The organism is Aeromonas sobria (assembly GCF_006243315.1).
GTDB classification, from domain to species: domain Bacteria; phylum Pseudomonadota; class Gammaproteobacteria; order Enterobacterales; family Aeromonadaceae; genus Aeromonas; species Aeromonas sobria_A.
Map to the genome: position 1 here is coordinate 25,498 of NZ_NKWE01000012.1, position 16,570 is coordinate 42,067.

Sequence of the window (16,570 nt, forward strand, 5' to 3'; positions counted from 1 at the left end):
CTAGATCCGCATCGGCATCACCACGTACTGAGCATCCTGATGTTCAAAATCCTCAATAATGGCACTGCTGATCGAATCGCTCAGGCTAATCCGGATTTGGTCACATTTTAACGTATTCAGCACGTCGAGCACATAAGAGACGTTAAAACCGATCTCCATCTCGCCAGCGGCATATTGTACGTCAAGCAGCTCTTCGGCTTCTTCCTGTTCCGGGTTGTTGGCGGTAATGCGCAGCAGGTTTTCCTGCAGATTGAGACGCACCCCACGGAATTTCTCGTTAGAGAGGATCGCCGCACGGGCAAACGCCTGGCGCAGATCCTCACGACCGGCAATCAAGGCTTTGTCACTGTTGCGCGGAATAACGCGGCGCCAGTCAGGGAAGCGACCATCCACCAGCTTGGAGGTGAAGATGAAGCCATCGAGGGCAGCGCGCAGATTGCTGCGGCCGATCTGCAGCCGCACCGGCTTGTCGTCAGCTTCCAGCAAGCGCACCAGCTCCAGCACCCCTTTACGGGGCAGGATAACTTGATGATCGGGTAGCGATTCTGCAACCACCTCACGGCGGCAAGTGGCCAGACGGTGACCGTCGGTTGCCACGGTACGCAAACCGTGCCCTTCGCTCTCGAACAACATGCCATTCAGGTAGTAACGCACATCCTGACTGGCCATGGAGAACTGGGTGGCATCGATCAGCTTTTTCAGTTCCAGCTGGCTGATATCGAACTCGAGCACGGATTCCCAATCCTCGATGTTCGGATACTCGGTCGCTGGCAGGGTCGAGAGGTTGAAGCGGGAACGACCTGATCGGATGATCAGGCGCTCACCTTCGGTATTGAAGCGGATCTCGGCACCTTCTGGCAAACCACGGCAGATATCCAGCAGCTTGCGCGCTGGCACCGTGGTGCGGCCATCCTGGCTGTCACTATTGAGATAGACCTGACCGATCATCTCAACTTCGAGGTCGGTCCCGGTCAACGACAGCAGACCGTTGCTGACATCAAGCAGCACGTTGCCGAGGATCGGCAGGGTCGGTCGGCCACCCAGAGCACCGGACACCAGTTGCAGAGGACGTAACAGGGCCTCACGGCTAATTTCGAGCTGCATCTGTGCTCTCCGTTGTTATTGGGAGGAAAGGGTTCGGATCAGGTTGGAATATTCACGCTGCATCTGTCCACTCCGTGCTGTTATCAGGACGAAAGAGTACGGATCAGGTTGGAATAGTCCTCCTTGATGTCGTGACTCTCCTCCTTCAGCTGCTCAATCTTGCGGCAGGCATGAAGAACGGTAGTATGGTCACGGCCACCAAAGGCATCACCTATCTCCGGCAAACTGTGGTTGGTCAGCTCCTTGGCCAGCGCCATCGCCAACTGGCGTGGGCGGGCAACCGAGCGGGAACGACGCTTGGAGAGCAGATCCGCCAGCTTGATCTTGTAATACTCCGCCACCGTCTTCTGAATATTGTCGATGGTGACCAGCTTCTCCTGCAGTGCCAGCAGATCACGCAGCGCTTCGCGCACGAAATCGATGTTGATGGCACGGCCAGTGAAGTTGGCGTTGGCGATCACCCGGTTGAGGGCGCCTTCCAGTTCACGGACGTTGGATCGCAGACGTTTGGCGATAAAGAACGCCACTTCATCCGGCAAATGGACCTGGTTCTCGTCCGCCTTGCGCATCAGGATCGCGACGCGGGTCTCCAGCTCCGGTGGTTCGATCGCCACGGTCAGGCCCCAGCCAAAGCGGGACTTGAGACGATCCTCGACACCGTTGATCTCCTTCGGATAGCGATCCGAGGTCAGGATGATCTGCTGGTTACCTTCAAGCAAAGCATTGAAAGTATGGAAGAACTCCTCCTGGGAGCGCTCCTTGTTGGCGAAGAACTGAATGTCATCGATGAGCAGGGCATCGACACTGCGGTAATAACGCTTGAACTCTTCAATGGCGTTATTTTGCAGCGCTTTTACCATGTCCTGAACAAACCGCTCGGAGTGCATATAGATGACTTTTGCATCTTTTTTGCCCTCTTTGATCGCATTACCAACCGCGTGCAACAGGTGGGTTTTACCCAGACCGGTACCGCCATAGAGGAACAGCGGGTTGTATGCACCGCCCGGATTGTCCGCTACCTGACGGGCAGCCGCACGGGCCAACTGGTTGGACTTACCTTCGACGAAATTCTCGAAGGTATAGTTCACGTTGGTGTTGCTCTTGTGGTTCGGCTCAGGCTTGTTTTCTGCCTTGCGTTCCCAGCTCTTCTGCAAGTTATTCACAGGCGCGGCACCCTGTACTGGCGCTCTGGCGACAGGGACAGGATGAGGACGATTGCCTATATCAAAACGCAGGGCGGGGCCGTCGACCCCATAGAGTTCATTGATGATGCCATTAACCCGGATGAGATACTTGTCTCGTACCCAGTCCAGAACAAAGCGATTCGGTGCATACAGGGTCAGAGTATTGTCACTCAACTCCGCTTGAAGCGGCCGGATCCACATGCTGAATTCTGCCGAGGGCAACTCATCTTGCAGCCGGTTTAGGCACTGCTGCCATAGCGAAGCAGTCACTCTAAGCTCCTGTCGATTGATTAACTAAAGACCGGCTATTCTACGTTTTTAGCGATCTGATCTCCAGCCATCGCCCGGTGGATCCAGCAAATAAGATCCTTGACTTTCAAGGATCCCACGGCTTTGGATCAGATTTCATCCCCAAAGTTACCCACAGCTTGATCCACTGTCCAGATTGGCGGATCGCCCCCATCTCTCTTGTTATTTAATATAACTAAATGTCATTTATTAATTAGGTTTTATTCCAATAGCATGCGTTGCAACGTAGTGATTACAACTACAAATACAAGACATTGAGAGCGAGAAACACCATGAACAGATCCATCAAGCTGATTTCCGGCGCAGCCATTCTGCTGGCCACCCTGTCCGGTCAGGCGATAGCCCAGGAGACCATCAAGGTCGGCATGTCCGGCAAGTATTTTCCGTTCACCTTCGTCAAGCAGGACAAGCTGCAGGGCTTTGAGGTGGATATGTGGAACCAGATTGGCGAGCGCACCGGCTACAAGGTCGAATTCGTGACCGCCAGCTTCTCCGGCCTGTTCGGCATGCTGGAAACCGGTCGCATCGACACCATCTCCAACCAGATCACTATCACTGACGAGCGCAAGGCCAAATACGCCTTCTCCCAACCCTACGTCTATGACGGCGCCCAGATCGTGGTGCGCAAGGGCAACAGCACCATCCACGGCATCCAGGATCTGGCAGGCAAGAAGGTAGCGGTGAACCTGGGTTCCAACTTCGAAGAGTTGCTGCGCAAGAACGATCCGGCCAAGAAAATCGATATCCGTACCTATGATTCCAACTTCGAACAAGATGTCGCCCTGGGTCGTATCGATGCCTTCGTGATGGACCGCGTCTCCACTGCCCAGTTGATCAAGGAATCCAAGCTGCCACTGCAACAGGCCGGCGCACCGTTCGAAACCATCGAGAACGCCCTGCCCTTCCTGAATACCCCAGAGAAACAGGCCGTGCTGAACAAGGTCGACAGTGCCCTGACCGCCATGCGCAAGGATGGCTCCCTGCGTCAGATCTCCGAAAAATGGTTCGCCTCCGACATCACCGACAAATAAATGATGGAATTTGACCTCGAATACACGCTGGGGCTGTTTCCCATCCTGCTCAAGTACTTGGGCACCACGATGGAGATGGCCCTGTGGGGATTCGTACTGGCACTCGTGCTGTCGCTGGCTCTGGCGATAGTGCGGGTGTTTCGCATCCCCGTCATTCACTGGCTGGCAATGCTCTATATCTCGTTCTTTCGGGGTACGCCGCTGCTGGTCCAGCTATTCCTGCTCTATTACGGGCTACCGCAGCTGTTCCCAATCTTCGTGGGGATGGATGCCTTTACTGCCGCCATCGTCGGCCTGACCCTGCACTTCGCCGCCTACATGGCCGAGTCGATCCGGGCTGCCATCCTCGGCATTCACAAAAGCCAGATGGAAGCGGCGCTCAGTATCGGCATGAGTCGCTATCAGGCGATGCGGCGGATCATCCTGCCGCAAGCGGCACGTATCGCCACCCCGTCGCTGATGAACTACTTCATCGACATGATCAAGAGCACCTCACTGGCATTCACCCTGGGGGTAGCCGAGATCATGGGCAAGGCACAGATGGAAGCCTCCTCCTCCTTCAAGTTCTTCGAGAGCTTCATGGCGGTGGCGCTGGTCTACTGGGGGGTCGTTATTATCTTTACCCGCTTGCAGCATCTGCTGGAAGTTCGCCTGAATCGGGCCTACTAACGGAGGTCAGCGATGATCAAACTCACCGGCCTCACCAAGGCTTATAACGGCAATCAGGTACTCAACAGCATCGATCTGGAGGTGAAAAAAGGGGAAATCGTCGTCATCATCGGCCCCTCTGGCACCGGCAAATCGACCCTGCTGCGCTGCCTGAACCTGCTTGAAACCCCGGATGCGGGCACCCTGGCCATCGACGACCTTGAGCTGAATTTGGCCAAGGCCAGCGAGCAACAGGCAATCGAGTTGCGCAAACGCACCTCCTTCGTGTTCCAGAACTACGCCCTGTTTGCCAACAAGACGGCGCTCGACAACATCGCCGAAGGGCTGATCACCGTCTGGAAGCAACCGAAGGCAGAAGCCCGCGCCACCGCACTCGGCATCCTCAAAGAGATAGGCCTTGCCGACAAGCAGGATGCCTATCCGGCGTCACTGTCCGGCGGTCAGCAACAACGGGTCGGCATTGGCCGCGCCATGGCCGCCCACTCCAAGGTGATTCTGTTTGATGAGCCCACTTCCGCCCTCGACCCCGAGTGGGTAGACGAGGTGCTGGGGTTGATGAAGGCGCTGGCTCGCCGGCACCAGACCATGGTGGTGGTGACCCATGAGATTGAATTTGCTCGCGATATTGCTGATCGGGTGATCTTCATGGAAGGGGGGCGGATCGTCGAACAGGGGCCGCCAGATCAGATATTGGTTGATCCCAAGGATCCCCGAACCCGGGAGTTCTTGCGAAAAGTTCTGAAATAGCCGCCGCTTTCGCAGCTTGACCACCTTTTTTATTGAAGGATCCCTTGTTTAACCCCGGGTTGCCAGTATAATCCGGAGCCCTCGATCCTCTGGATCCTTACACTCTGCAGTGGCCTTTCAAGACCATCGCAGGATGAGAGGGAACGGCGGATTGACTAAAAGCCGAACTCTGTTTAGAATTCGGCCTCTTTTGCTAGTCGTCACACGCTATAGCTGGCGCGTCGGCTAAGTGTGACATCAAAACTGTACAGAAATACGGAATCGAATCATGAAACGTACTTTTCAACCGTCCAACCTGAAGCGCAAGCGCTCTCACGGTTTCCGCGCCCGCATGGCAACTGCCAACGGTCGTAAAGTTCTGGCCGCTCGTCGTGCCAAGGGTCGTGCCCGCCTGGTAGTCTAATGCCTACCCAGCACACCTTCTCTCGGGAGTTACGTCTGTTAACTCCCGAACACTTCAAACGCGTTTTCGCTGAGCCTGTCCGGGCTGCTTCCCCGCAAATTACGCTTCTCGCCTGCCCCAATTCACTCGAACACTCTCGTCTTGGTCTCGCTGTGCCCAAAAAAGCACTCAAGCGTGCCGTCTGGCGTAACCGTGTCAAACGGGTGGTCAGGGAAAGTTTCCGCCTCCAACAACATCAGCTGCCCGCTATCGACATCGTGGTGATCGCCAAGGCCGGTGTAAAAGAGATGGATAACGAGGAACTGTTCAAGTTACTGGAAAAGCTATGGCGCACTCTGTCACGCCGTTGCAATGGGTAGCTATCAAACTGATACGCCTGTATCAGCTAATCATTAGCCCTCTGCTCGGGCCGCGCTGCCGTTTTACTCCAACTTGTTCCCAATTTGCGATAGAAGCCATCCGACTTCACGGTTTCATAAAAGGCGTTTGGCTAGCTAGCAAACGTCTATTAAAATGCCACCCCTTATCCGAGGGTGGTTATGACCCGGTTCCGCAACCAAAGCGAAGAAACTGAAGACTATGGAATCACAACGCAATCTACTTCTGATCGGTTTGCTGTTCGTGAGCTTTTTGCTCTGGCAACAGTGGGAGTCCGACAAGGCTCCGAAGCCGGCCCCGATTACCGTGGCCCAAACCGAACATTTCGTACCTGAAGCCGGTCAAACCGGTGACATTCCTCAGGTTTCCGAGCAAGCCAACGCGACTGCCGCACGCAAGCTGATCACCGTCTCCTCTGACGTGCTCAAACTGACCCTGGATACCCAGGGTGGCGATATCGTCTCTGCCGAACTGCTGGCCCACAAGCTGGAAGAAGGTAAAGAGCCGTCATTCGTGCTGCTGACCAATGTGCCTGATCGCCTCTATGTCGCCCAAAGCGGCTTGGTCGGTCGTGATGGTCCTGACAGTCAGCCCCAGGGCCGTCCTACCTATGACGCCGCCCAGACCAGCTACCAGCTGGCCGATGGTCAGGATCAAGTCGTCGTACCGATGACCTGGACCGACAGCAAGGGCGTGCTCTTCACTAAAGAGTTCGTGCTCAAGCGTGGCGACTATGCCGTTGGTGTTGATTACAAAATCGACAACAAATCTGCCGAGCCGGTTCAGGTGCAGTTCTATGGTCAGCTGAAGCAGACCGTAGCAACCCCGAAAGACCAGGAAGGTCATGCCATGGTAGCGAGTGCTTACCGTGGTGGTGCTTTCTCCAGCGAGGAGACTCGCTACAAGAAGTACACCTTCGACGAAATGAAGGATGCCGACCTGAACAAGACCACCAAAGGTGGTTGGGTCGCCATGCTGCAACACTACTTCGTCTCAGCCTGGGCACCGAATGCTGACGATACCAACAGCTTCTACAGCCGCGTGACCCCTGGCACAGGCCAGGCCATCATCGGTTACAAAGCCCCGCTGGTAGACGTGGCCGCTGGCCAACAGGCCGAAGTGACCAGCAAGCTGTGGGTCGGTCCCAAGCTGCAAGACCAGATGGCCAAGGTGGCAAATCACCTCGACCTGACCGTCGACTACGGCTGGTTGTGGTTCATCGCCCAGCCACTGCACTGGCTGCTGACCGTGTTCCACGGCTTCGTCCAGAACTGGGGTCTGGCCATCATCATGCTGACCATGCTGGTGCGCGGTATCATGTTCCCGCTGACCAAAGCCCAGTACACCTCCATGGCCAAGATGCGCATGCTGCAGCCCAAGATTGCAGCCCTGCGTGAGCGCTTCGGTGAAGATCGCCAGAAGATGTCTCAAGGCATGATGGAGCTGTACAAGAAGGAGAAGGTCAACCCGCTGGGTGGCTGCCTGCCGATCCTGGTGCAGATGCCGATCTTCATCGCCCTCTACTGGGCCTTGATGGAATCCGTCGAGCTGCGCCATGCGCCGTTTGCCCTGTGGATCTCTGACTTGTCAGTGAAGGACCCCTTCTTCGTGCTGCCAATCCTCATGGGTGCTTCCATGTGGTATCTGCAGAAGATGAGCCCGACCACTGTCACCGATCCGATGCAACAGAAAGTGATGCAGTTCATGCCGATCATCTTCACTTTCATGTTCCTCTGGTTCCCGGCTGGCCTGACTCTGTACTGGTTGGTGAGCAACGTCATCTCCATTACCCAGCAGACCATCATCTATCGTCAGCTGGAGAAGAAAGGCCTGCACACTCGCAATTGATGCGCAGCTAATCTTCCCGTGATGACAAAAGAGGCGGCCTTCGGGCCGCCTTTTTTATTACAATGTCTCCCACTACGTTTTCCTATCAGCGAACAAACGAGCCAAGCAAGATGACAACAGATACGATCGTGGCCCAAGCCACCGCGCCAGGCCGTGGCGGCGTGGGCATAGTCCGGGTCTCCGGCCCCGCCGCCGAACAGGTCGCCGAGATAATGCTCGGCAAGCTCCCGCGGGTGCGCTACGCCGAATATCTGCCGTTCAAGGATGAGCAAGGCCAGGTACTGGATCAGGGCATAGCCCTGCTGTTCAAAGCCCCCAACAGCTTCACCGGCGAGGATGTGCTGGAGCTGCAGGGGCACGGCGGCCCCGTCATCATGGACATGCTGATCCGCCGCATTCTGCAGATCGATGGCATTCGCCCTGCCCGTCCCGGCGAGTTCAGCGAACGCGCCTTCATCAATGACAAGCTGGATCTGGCCCAGGCCGAAGCGATCGCCGACCTGATCGAAGCCTCCAGCGAGCAGGCCGCCCGCAGCGCTATGCACTCCTTGCAGGGGCAGTTCTCCAGCAAAATTCAATTGCTGGTCGAAAGCCTGATCCGGCTGCGCATCTATGTGGAAGCGGCCATCGACTTCCCCGATGAAGAGATCGACTTCCTCTCCGACGGCAAGGTGGCGGGCGATCTCTACGCCATCATGGCCGAGCTGGATGGGGTACGCGGGGAAGCCAAGCAGGGCGCCCTGCTGCGGGAAGGGATGAAGGTGGTGATCGCCGGTCGCCCCAACGCCGGTAAATCGAGCCTGCTCAACGCCCTGGCAGGCCGTGAGTCCGCCATTGTCACCGAGATTGCTGGTACCACCCGCGACGTGCTGCGCGAGCATATCCACCTCGATGGGATGCCGCTGCACATCATCGACACCGCCGGTCTGCGCGACACGCAAGATCAGGTGGAAAAGATCGGCATAGAGCGCGCCTGGGCCGAGATCGAGCAAGCCGATCGGGTGCTGTTTATGGTGGATGGCACCACCACTGACGCTATCGACCCGCGCGAAATTTGGCCAGAATTTGTTGATCGGTTGCCAAAAAACATCGGCCTCACCGTCATTCGCAACAAAGCCGACCTCACCGGCGAGGAGCTGGCACCGAGTCAGGAGCTGGGTCATGCCGTCTACCGCATCTCCGCCAAGACCGAGCTGGGCCTGCCCGCCCTGCGTGAGCATCTGAAGGCATGCATGGGCTTCCAGGGCAACACCGAAGGGGGCTTTATGGCCCGCCGCCGCCATCTCGATGCGCTGGAGCGTGCCGCCGAGCGACTACTGATCGCCAAAGACCAGCTGGAAATCTATGTCGCCGGGGAACTGGTGGCCGAAGAGCTGCGCCTCGCGCAGGAGTCCCTCTCCGAGATCACCGGCGAATTCAGCTCCGACGATCTGCTGGGCCGCATCTTTTCAAGCTTCTGTATCGGCAAATAAGTCAGTACGGCAGACAGTCAAAACCCGGGTTCGTCCCGGGTTTTTTGTACGTTCTTCATCCAAAAACCTAGAGGCGGGCAGCGATGCCCGCTGAAGCAAGCACCTCCTCACCAGCCCAACCGGTATCTATCGCGGAAAAGATCTGCTGGCCGCGCCCCCGGTCAACACAGCCCTGTACTGCACAAACCGGACTCCTTTCACAGCCAATTAGGTCCTTCCTCCCTCAAACAGAGAGGATCCATAGCGACACTGACACCATCACTGACCGATAAACGACCATATGAGCAGCAACAAGCGGGCGAAATGACTGCGCTCGATCACCGGCATGCTGCAAAAAGGTGTCATTCAATGGGAGCTCAGCGGGAAAAAAGTCGCAGAGGCCGAAAAAAGATCGTCACCCAGGCGCCGGCGCGATGATCTAAGTGGATCCATTATCCCCAAGCTTTATCCATATTTATCCACACCCTTTGGCGGTAGAATCCGGCTTTGCGTTTCTTTGTCTGAAATCAGGATCCATTCCATGGCCAAACTCAATATCGTCGTCGGCTCCATGCTGGGCGCCGCCGAATATGTCGCAGACCACGTCGCCAACCTGCTGGAACAGGCTGGCCACCAGACCCGGATCCACAACCCGGCCAAGCTTGCCGAGGTAGTGGATGATACGGGATCCATCCTGCTGGTGGTCACCTCTACCCACGGTGCCGGCGATGTCCCCGACAATCTGCAACCCTTCGCCAAGGATCTTGCCGAGCAGCATCCGGATCTTAACTTACTGAAATATGGCGTGATCGCTCTGGGCGACAGCAGTTATGACACCTTTTGCCAGGGTGGCAAGACGCTGGATCGGCTGCTGACCGAGTGTGGCGCCAGCCGGATCGGCGAGCGGCTCGATATCGATGTGACCCAGCACGAGATCCCGGAAGATGCCGCCGAAGAGTGGATCAGCGACTGGATGGCGATGATCGCCTGATCAGGGGGTGGAAGATCCTGAAAAAACACTTGATCTTCCCACTTATCCCCAGATCAACTATCCACTGGGTTATTAACAGATTGATCCGAATGAGTTGTTCTACATGGTTACCCACAACGCCCAGGGTGATTGTGCATAACTACAGTGTAAACCTCTGCAAAACCTATAGTTATCCATGTATGAGATCCAATGGCCAACTTCCCTGTGTATAAAAGTGCTGGTTATCCCCCTGTTCACCGAGCCAGGATCCAAGCTTTTCCACAAGCTAGGATCGCTCTTAAATTAATGATCTTTATGATCAAAAAGCGCTTATCAACAGAAAGGGTGGATCCTAATAGTAGATCCAATAAAAGATCGATCTAAAGATCCTTAAGATCTAATTACCGGATCCTCCCTTCTTACTGAACGTTAAGTAGACGTTCCCCTCAGGGCGCGAAACAGATAGAATGTTTCGCCCTTTAGCCCAGGCAAATAATGATCTTCAGGCGTGCAGATCAAGGTGATCCCAATGCAATACCATGAACAATTTGATGTGATCGTCGTCGGTGGCGGTCATGCAGGAACCGAAGCAGCAACAGCGGCAGCCCGAATGGGCATGAATACCCTGCTGCTGACCCACAATATCGATACGCTGGGACACATGTCCTGTAATCCGGCGATCGGCGGGATCGGCAAGGGACACCTGGTCAGGGAAGTTGACGCACTCGGCGGGATCATGGCGCGTGCCACCGATCTTGCCGGGATCCAGTTCCGTACTCTCAACTCCTCCAAGGGGCCAGCAGTACGAGCTACCCGCGCTCAAGCGGATCGTCTGCTCTACAAGGCAGTTGTCCGGGATATGCTGGAGAACTATCCGAACCTGAAGATCTTCCAGCAAGCCTGCGATGATCTGATCATGGACGGGGATCGTGTGGCAGGTGTGGTGACCCAAAGCGGGATCCGCATCAGCGGCAAGACAGTCGTACTGACGGTAGGCACCTTCCTGAACGGTTTGATCCACATCGGGATGCAAAATTACAAGGGTGGTCGTGCCGGGGATCCTCCCTCGATCGCGCTGGCTCAACGCTTGCGTGAACTGCCGCTGCGCATCGATCGCCTCAAAACCGGTACACCACCGCGGATCGATGCCCGCAGCGTCGATTTCTCGCTGATGCAGGCCCAGCATGGCGATGATCCTCGTCCGGTCTTCTCGTTTATCGGTAATGCCAGCCAGCACCCACGTCAGGTGCCCTGCTACGTCACCCACACCAACGAGCGTACCCACGAGGTGATCCGCAACAACCTGGATCGCAGCCCGATGTACGCCGGGGTGATCGAGGGGATCGGCCCACGCTACTGCCCGTCGATCGAGGACAAGATCACTCGTTTTGCCGACAAGACGGCACACCAGATTTTCGTTGAGCCAGAAGGGCTGACCACTCACGAACTCTATCCGAACGGGGTCTCCACCAGCCTGCCGTTTGATGTGCAGGTGCAGATCATTCGCTCCGTTCGTGGTTTTGAAAATGCCCACATCACTCGTCCTGGCTACGCGATCGAATATGATTTCTTCGATCCGCGGGATCTCAAGGCCAACATGGAGAGCAAGTGCATTCCAAACCTGTTCTTCGCGGGCCAGATCAACGGTACCACCGGTTACGAAGAAGCTGCTGCGCAAGGTCTGATGGCGGGCTTGAATGCCGCATTGCGTGCCCAGGACAAGGATCCTTGGCATCCCCGCCGGGATCAGGCCTACATGGGGGTGATGATGGACGATCTCTCCACCCTGGGTACCCGCGAGCCTTACCGCATGTTCACCAGCCGCGCCGAATATCGCCTGCTGCTGCGGGAAGATAACGCGGATGTCCGTTTGACTACCGTCGGTCGCGAACTGGGTCTGGTGGATGATGAGCGCTGGAGCAAATTCAACACCAAGATGGAACAGGTTGAGCTGGAACGTCAGCGTCTGCGATCGACCTGGATCCACCCGCAACACCCGTCACTGGCGGCAGTGAATGCGCTGGTTACTACCCCGCTAAGCCGTGAACAGAGTCTGGAAGAGCTGCTGCGTCGCCCCGAGGTGACCTATGATGCGCTGATGGCCATCGAAGGGGTTGGCCCCTCGGTGAGCGATCATGCCGCCGCAGAGCAAGTTGAAATCCAGATCAAATATGCAGGTTACATCGAGCGTCAGCATGATGAAGTAGCCAAGCAGCTACGTAACGAGAACACCCTGCTGCCGCAGGATATGGACTATCACCAGGTGAACGGCCTCTCCAACGAGGTGAAAGCCAAGCTCAGCGATACCAAGCCACAGACCATTGGTCAGGCCTCGCGGATCTCCGGCATTACCCCGGCGGCCATCTCCATTCTGCTGGTTCACCTGAAAAAACACGGCCTGCTGCGCAAAACCGCCTGAGGATTCTTACCGTTGGAAAACATGCTGGAAAGATTGAACGGCCTGCTCAAGCAGGCCGAAATTGTTATCACTGATACTCAAAAGAACCAACTGGTGCAGCTAGTCGAGTTGCTGCACAAGTGGAACAAGGCTTACAATCTCACCTCGGTGCGTGAACCGGACGCCATGCTGGTCAAGCACATCCTCGACAGCCTGGTGGTGAGTCCCCACTTGCACGGTGAGCGCTTCATCGACGTGGGGACCGGCCCTGGCTTGCCAGGCTTGCCGTTGGCGATCATCAATCCGGACAAGCAGTTCGTGTTGCTCGACAGCCTGGGTAAGCGGATCAACTTTATCCGTCAGGTGATCCAGGAGCTGGGTCTGACCAATGTCACGCCAGTCAAATCCCGGGTTGAAGAGTATCAACCGGACATCGGGTTTGATGGTGTACTGAGTCGGGCCTTTGCCTCGCTGGAGGACATGTTGAGCTGGTGTCATCATTTGCCATCCGAGCAGGGTTGCTTCCTGGCGCTCAAGGGGCAATATCCCGAGCAGGAGCTTGCTCAGTTGCCTGCCACTATCCGTCTGGTCGCCTGCCATGAGTTGCGGGTGCCGGAGCTGGAAGGCGAACGTCATCTGCTGGAATTCAAACATATCCAGCCCGAATAGGGTCGCAGTTTTATTTAGGGGATCGCGTGGGAAAAGTCATCGCCATAGCCAACCAGAAGGGTGGTGTGGGTAAAACCACCACCTGTGTGAATTTGGCCGCCTCCATGGCTGCCACCCGGCGCAAGGTGCTGGTGATTGATCTGGATCCGCAGGGCAATGCCACCATGGGCAGTGGTGTCGATAAATACGATGTCGAGCGCACTGCCTATGAACTGCTGATCGAAGATGCCCCCGTTGCTGAGGTGATCATTCGTGAAACCTCAGGTGGTTATCACCTGATTGCCGCCAACGCCGACGTGACCGCGGCAGAAATTCGTTTGATGGAGTTCTTTGCTCGCGAGATCCGCCTGCGCAATGCGTTGGCCTCGGTGCGGGACAAATACGACTACATCTTCATCGACTGCCCCCCCTCTCTCAACATGCTGACCGTGAACGCCATGGCCGCCGCTGATTCTGTGCTGGTTCCGATGCAGTGCGAATATTATGCGCTGGAAGGGCTCACCGCCCTGGTCGACACCATCAGCAAGCTGGCTGCGGTGGTCAATCCGCAGCTCAAGATCGAAGGGGTGCTGCGCACCATGTTCGATCATCGCAACCGGTTGGCCAATGATGTGTCCGATCAGCTTAAACAGCATTTCGGCGACAAGGTCTACCGCACCATCATTCCCCGCAACGTTAGACTGGCGGAGGCCCCGAGTTTTGGCGCCCCGGCCATGCACTACGACAAATCATCGGTGGGCGCCAAGGCCTATCTGGCACTGGCTGGCGAGATCCTCCGTCGCCAGGAGCAAGAGTGTCAGCTGCCCATCGCAGACCGAGAGAGCATATGACGCCAAAGAAACGCGGACTGGGCAAAGGGCTGGACGCCCTGCTCAGTACCAGTACGGCTGCCCGCCAAAAACAGGTGATGAGTGATCAGCGCACCGAGCAGGCCATGGCCCCTACCAATCAGGGTGAACTGCGCAAACTGCCGGTGGAGTGGCTGCTGTCAGGCAAGTACCAGCCCCGCAAGGACATGTCCCAGGACGCACTGGAAGAGCTTGCCAACTCGATCCGTACTCAGGGGGTTATTCAGCCCATCGTAGTGCGCCCGCTCGGCGAACAGTCCTTCGAAATTATCGCTGGTGAGCGGCGCTGGCGCGCGTCCCAGTTGGCCCGTCTCGAGGTGGTGCCGTGCATCGTCAAGGATGTCCCTGATGAGGCCGCGGTGGTCATTGCGTTGATTGAAAATATTCAGCGGGAAGATCTCAATGCCATCGAAGAGGCGGTCGCTTTACAACGATTGCTGACCGAATTTGAACTGACCCACCAGCAGGTGGCCGAGGCGGTGGGCAAGTCGCGTACGACAGTGACCAACCTGCTGCGTCTCAATCAGCTCAACGATGACGTGAAGCGCTTGGTTGAGCACGGTGACCTCGATATGGGTCATGCCCGTGCTCTCCTGACGCTCAGTGGTCAGGCTCAGTCAGATCTCGCCAAGTTGGTTGCCCAGAAGGGACTGACTGTACGGGATACCGAAAAACTGGTGAAAAAGGCGCTCGAACCGGCCAAGGCCAAGCTGGAACCGGTCACGGATCCCCAAATTGGTTATCTGGAACGCCAGTTGGCAGAAAAAATTGGCTATCAGGTACAACTTCAGCCTGGCAAGCGGGATAGCGGCAAGTTAGTAATAAGTTACGAGAACTTGTCCGATTTGGACTGCATATTGGGCTATTTTGGCATGTCGGAATCGTGATTTTTACGCTTTTTGTAGTAATAAAACATCCATTACTTTTGATATGAACGTAACCTTAATTCTCTGCGGAAGGCCGCAAAAATTAAGGATTTTTGCCATATTGCAATCACCGCCCTCACGGGTATAATTTGAGCGGCTTTATGAGCTGTTTACATGGGGGCCTCGGAACCCATTTTTTTACAGTTCTGTAATGTTCAGGGGGCATTTGGTGGAGCAGAAATTAGCCTGGAACGGTTTGACACTGGCCTTGGCGATCATTGCTTGCCAACTGACCCTGATCCTGGCCGTGAGTGCTGCTTGGGCTCATCTAAGAGGTATTCCGGCCGGGTACGCTTCCCTCTATGGGGGAGGTGTATATCTGATTCCACAACTCCTGTTCAGTCTGTTTACGTTGAGCCGGAAACTTGGTCCCGGGAGTGCGGGCTGGGTGTTGTGGGATTTTTGTGTTGGAGCAGGGATTAAGCTGGTAAGTACGGTCGCACTTTTCGTGACGGTACTCCTGTACGTCGAGGTGGAACATCTTCCCCTTTATGTCACCTATTCGCTCTCCCTGTTTCTCCAATGGGTCATCACGATCGTTCTCAATAACCGCTACTAGGAAAACTCATGGCTGCAACCGGAGAAGCCCTGACTACTCAGGGATACATCTCCCACCACCTGCACCATCTGCAAGTGGGTTCGGGGTTCTGGACGGTAAATATCGACTCCATGATATTTTCCGTTATCCTCGGCGCTCTGTTTATCTGGATATTCCGCAAGGTAGCCGTGACGGCGACCAGTGGTGTGCCAGGCAAGCTTCAGTGTTTTGTAGAAATGGTTGTCGAGTTTGTGGATGACACCGTCAAGGGTATATTCCACGGTAAGAGCAAGCTGATCGCTCCGCTGGCGCTGACCGTGTTCATCTGGGTTTTCCTGATGAACTTGATGGATCTCATCCCGGTTGACTACCTGCCCTACACAGCACAAGTGCTGGGCATCCCCTACTTGCGAGTAGTTCCTTCCGCCGATGTTAACATCACCATGTCCATGGCTCTGGGAGTCTTCGCCTTAATCATCATTTACAGTATCAAGATGAAAGGTGTCTCGGGCTTTGTGAAAGAGTTGACTCTCAGTCCTTTCAATCACTGGGCATTGATCCCTGTTAACCTCGCGTTGGAGTTGGTTACCCTGCTGTCCAAGCCTATCTCTCTGGGTCTGCGACTGTTCGGTAACATGTATGCCGGTGAACTGGTATTTATCCTGATCGCTGGTCTGCTACCGTGGTGGTCCCAATGGCTGCTTAGCGTGCCTTGGGCGCTGTTCCACATTCTGGTAATTACTCTGCAAGCCTTTATCTTCATGGTGTTGACCATTGTCTATTTGTCGATGGCCAGTGAAGACCATTAATCCTGTTACGTTTACTCGCTCTGTTTGGAGAATATAAAGATGGAAATGATTTACTTCGCCGCTGCAATCATGCTGGGTATGGCCGCTGTCGGTGCTGCTATTGGTATCGCTCTGCTGGGTGGCAAGTTCCTGGAAGGTGCTGCTCGTCAGCCTGACCTGATGCCTATCCTGCGTACCAACTTCTTCATCGTAATGGGTCTGGTCGACGCAATCCCGATGATCGTGGTCGGTATGGCTCTGTACCTGATTTTCGGGGTTGCAGCCGGATAAGTGATGCTGTCGTTATCA

The 16,570-nt window shown here is 55.7% G+C and carries 18 protein-coding genes; 16 read left to right on the forward strand and 2 right to left on the reverse strand.

Features of this window, described 5'->3' with window-relative positions; all coding sequences use genetic code 11:
- Positions 1-1,104, reverse strand: a complete 1,104-nt coding sequence (gene dnaN / locus CF137_RS03255) for a DNA polymerase III subunit beta (RefSeq protein WP_042022966.1) — start codon at positions 1,102-1,104, stop codon at positions 1-3.
- 83 nt (positions 1,105-1,187) lie between these two features.
- Positions 1,188-2,558: a chromosomal replication initiator protein DnaA gene (gene dnaA, locus CF137_RS03260; RefSeq protein WP_101317667.1), complete on the reverse strand. Its 1,371-nt coding sequence runs from the start codon at positions 2,556-2,558 to the stop codon at positions 1,188-1,190.
- A 311-nt stretch (positions 2,559-2,869) separates the two neighbouring features.
- Here dnaA and CF137_RS03265 point away from each other — a divergent pair, with 311 nt between their 5' ends.
- From CF137_RS03265 to atpE, 16 genes are all read left to right on the forward strand, one after another.
- Positions 2,870-3,628, forward strand: a complete 759-nt coding sequence (locus CF137_RS03265; protein ID WP_139717924.1) for an amino acid ABC transporter substrate-binding protein — start codon at positions 2,870-2,872, stop codon at positions 3,626-3,628.
- The gene (locus CF137_RS03270) at positions 3,629-4,297 is read left to right on the forward strand and encodes an amino acid ABC transporter permease (protein ID WP_139717926.1); all 669 of its coding nucleotides are present in this window, start codon (positions 3,629-3,631) and stop codon (positions 4,295-4,297) included.
- Between the two features lie 12 nt (positions 4,298-4,309).
- The gene (locus CF137_RS03275) at positions 4,310-5,044 is read left to right on the forward strand and encodes an amino acid ABC transporter ATP-binding protein (protein ID WP_139717928.1); all 735 of its coding nucleotides are present in this window, start codon (positions 4,310-4,312) and stop codon (positions 5,042-5,044) included.
- Positions 5,045-5,312: 268 nt separating this feature from the next.
- The gene (gene rpmH / locus CF137_RS03280) at positions 5,313-5,447 is read left to right on the forward strand and encodes a 50S ribosomal protein L34 (RefSeq protein ID WP_005307156.1); all 135 of its coding nucleotides are present in this window, start codon (positions 5,313-5,315) and stop codon (positions 5,445-5,447) included.
- Positions 5,447-5,806: a ribonuclease P protein component gene (gene rnpA, locus CF137_RS03285; protein ID WP_101317671.1), complete on the forward strand. Its 360-nt coding sequence runs from the start codon at positions 5,447-5,449 to the stop codon at positions 5,804-5,806. The genes rpmH and rnpA overlap by 1 nt, the downstream gene beginning before the upstream one ends.
- Positions 5,773-6,021: a membrane protein insertion efficiency factor YidD gene (gene yidD, locus CF137_RS03290; RefSeq protein WP_010672280.1), complete on the forward strand. Its 249-nt coding sequence runs from the start codon at positions 5,773-5,775 to the stop codon at positions 6,019-6,021. The genes rnpA and yidD overlap by 34 nt, the downstream gene beginning before the upstream one ends.
- A 5-nt stretch (positions 6,022-6,026) precedes the next feature.
- Positions 6,027-7,673: a membrane protein insertase YidC gene (gene yidC / locus CF137_RS03295; protein WP_101345823.1), complete on the forward strand. Its 1,647-nt coding sequence runs from the start codon at positions 6,027-6,029 to the stop codon at positions 7,671-7,673.
- A 110-nt stretch (positions 7,674-7,783) separates the two neighbouring features.
- Entirely contained in the window at positions 7,784-9,145 is a 1,362-nt protein-coding gene (mnmE, locus tag CF137_RS03300) for a tRNA uridine-5-carboxymethylaminomethyl(34) synthesis GTPase MnmE (protein WP_042022960.1), read from the forward strand.
- A 520-nt stretch (positions 9,146-9,665) separates the two neighbouring features.
- Entirely contained in the window at positions 9,666-10,115 is a 450-nt protein-coding gene (gene mioC, locus CF137_RS03305) for an FMN-binding protein MioC (protein ID WP_162515812.1), read from the forward strand.
- 508 nt (positions 10,116-10,623) lie between these two features.
- A complete protein-coding gene (mnmG, locus tag CF137_RS03310) occupies positions 10,624-12,513 on the forward strand; it encodes a tRNA uridine-5-carboxymethylaminomethyl(34) synthesis enzyme MnmG (RefSeq protein ID WP_042023015.1) in 1,890 nt (629 codons plus the stop codon).
- Positions 12,514-12,534: 21 nt separating this feature from the next.
- On the forward strand, positions 12,535-13,161 hold the full coding sequence (gene rsmG, locus CF137_RS03315; RefSeq protein ID WP_139717930.1) for a 16S rRNA (guanine(527)-N(7))-methyltransferase RsmG: 627 nt from the start codon (positions 12,535-12,537) through the stop codon (positions 13,159-13,161).
- Between the two features lie 26 nt (positions 13,162-13,187).
- Positions 13,188-13,991 carry a ParA family protein gene (locus CF137_RS03320; RefSeq protein ID WP_042022953.1) on the forward strand — a complete coding sequence of 268 codons (804 nt, stop codon included), beginning with the start codon at positions 13,188-13,190 and terminating at the stop codon, positions 13,989-13,991.
- Positions 13,988-14,896, forward strand: coding sequence for a ParB/RepB/Spo0J family partition protein (locus CF137_RS03325; protein WP_139717934.1), 909 nt, complete (start codon positions 13,988-13,990; stop codon positions 14,894-14,896). Before CF137_RS03320 ends, CF137_RS03325 begins: the two co-directional genes overlap by 4 nt.
- A 208-nt stretch (positions 14,897-15,104) precedes the next feature.
- Entirely contained in the window at positions 15,105-15,494 is a 390-nt protein-coding gene (locus CF137_RS03330; protein WP_240038503.1) for an ATP synthase subunit I, read from the forward strand.
- Between the two features lie 8 nt (positions 15,495-15,502).
- Positions 15,503-16,282: a F0F1 ATP synthase subunit A gene (gene atpB / locus CF137_RS03335; protein WP_101323155.1), complete on the forward strand. Its 780-nt coding sequence runs from the start codon at positions 15,503-15,505 to the stop codon at positions 16,280-16,282.
- A gap of 39 nt (positions 16,283-16,321) precedes the next feature.
- Positions 16,322-16,552, forward strand: a complete 231-nt coding sequence (gene atpE / locus CF137_RS03340; RefSeq protein WP_414731091.1) for a F0F1 ATP synthase subunit C — start codon at positions 16,322-16,324, stop codon at positions 16,550-16,552.
- Positions 16,553-16,570 lie beyond the last annotated feature (18 nt).

Bases quoted from the DNA above. Each gene is read 5' to 3' on its own strand.
- CF137_RS03265 (WP_139717924.1), top strand. From the start codon at position 2,870: ATGAACAGATCCATCAAGCTGATTTCCGGCGCAGCCATTCTGCTGGCC.
- rnpA (WP_101317671.1), top strand. From the start codon at position 5,447: ATGCCTACCCAGCACACCTTCTCTCGGGAGTTACGTCTGTTAACTCCC.
- mnmE (WP_042022960.1), top strand. From the start codon at position 7,784: ATGACAACAGATACGATCGTGGCCCAAGCCACCGCGCCAGGCCGTGGC.
- rsmG (WP_139717930.1), top strand. From the start codon at position 12,535: ATGCTGGAAAGATTGAACGGCCTGCTCAAGCAGGCCGAAATTGTTATC.
- mnmG (WP_042023015.1), top strand. From the start codon at position 10,624: ATGCAATACCATGAACAATTTGATGTGATCGTCGTCGGTGGCGGTCAT.
- atpB (WP_101323155.1), top strand. From the start codon at position 15,503: ATGGCTGCAACCGGAGAAGCCCTGACTACTCAGGGATACATCTCCCAC.
- atpE (WP_414731091.1), top strand. From the start codon at position 16,322: ATGGAAATGATTTACTTCGCCGCTGCAATCATGCTGGGTATGGCCGCT.
- CF137_RS03275 (WP_139717928.1), top strand. From the start codon at position 4,310: ATGATCAAACTCACCGGCCTCACCAAGGCTTATAACGGCAATCAGGTA.
- dnaN (WP_042022966.1), bottom strand. From the start codon at position 1,104: ATGCAGCTCGAAATTAGCCGTGAGGCCCTGTTACGTCCTCTGCAACTG.
- yidC (WP_101345823.1), top strand. From the start codon at position 6,027: ATGGAATCACAACGCAATCTACTTCTGATCGGTTTGCTGTTCGTGAGC.
- mioC (WP_162515812.1), top strand. From the start codon at position 9,666: ATGGCCAAACTCAATATCGTCGTCGGCTCCATGCTGGGCGCCGCCGAA.
- rpmH (WP_005307156.1), top strand. From the start codon at position 5,313: ATGAAACGTACTTTTCAACCGTCCAACCTGAAGCGCAAGCGCTCTCAC.
- yidD (WP_010672280.1), top strand. From the start codon at position 5,773: ATGGCGCACTCTGTCACGCCGTTGCAATGGGTAGCTATCAAACTGATA.
- CF137_RS03325 (WP_139717934.1), top strand. From the start codon at position 13,988: ATGACGCCAAAGAAACGCGGACTGGGCAAAGGGCTGGACGCCCTGCTC.
- CF137_RS03270 (WP_139717926.1), top strand. From the start codon at position 3,629: ATGATGGAATTTGACCTCGAATACACGCTGGGGCTGTTTCCCATCCTG.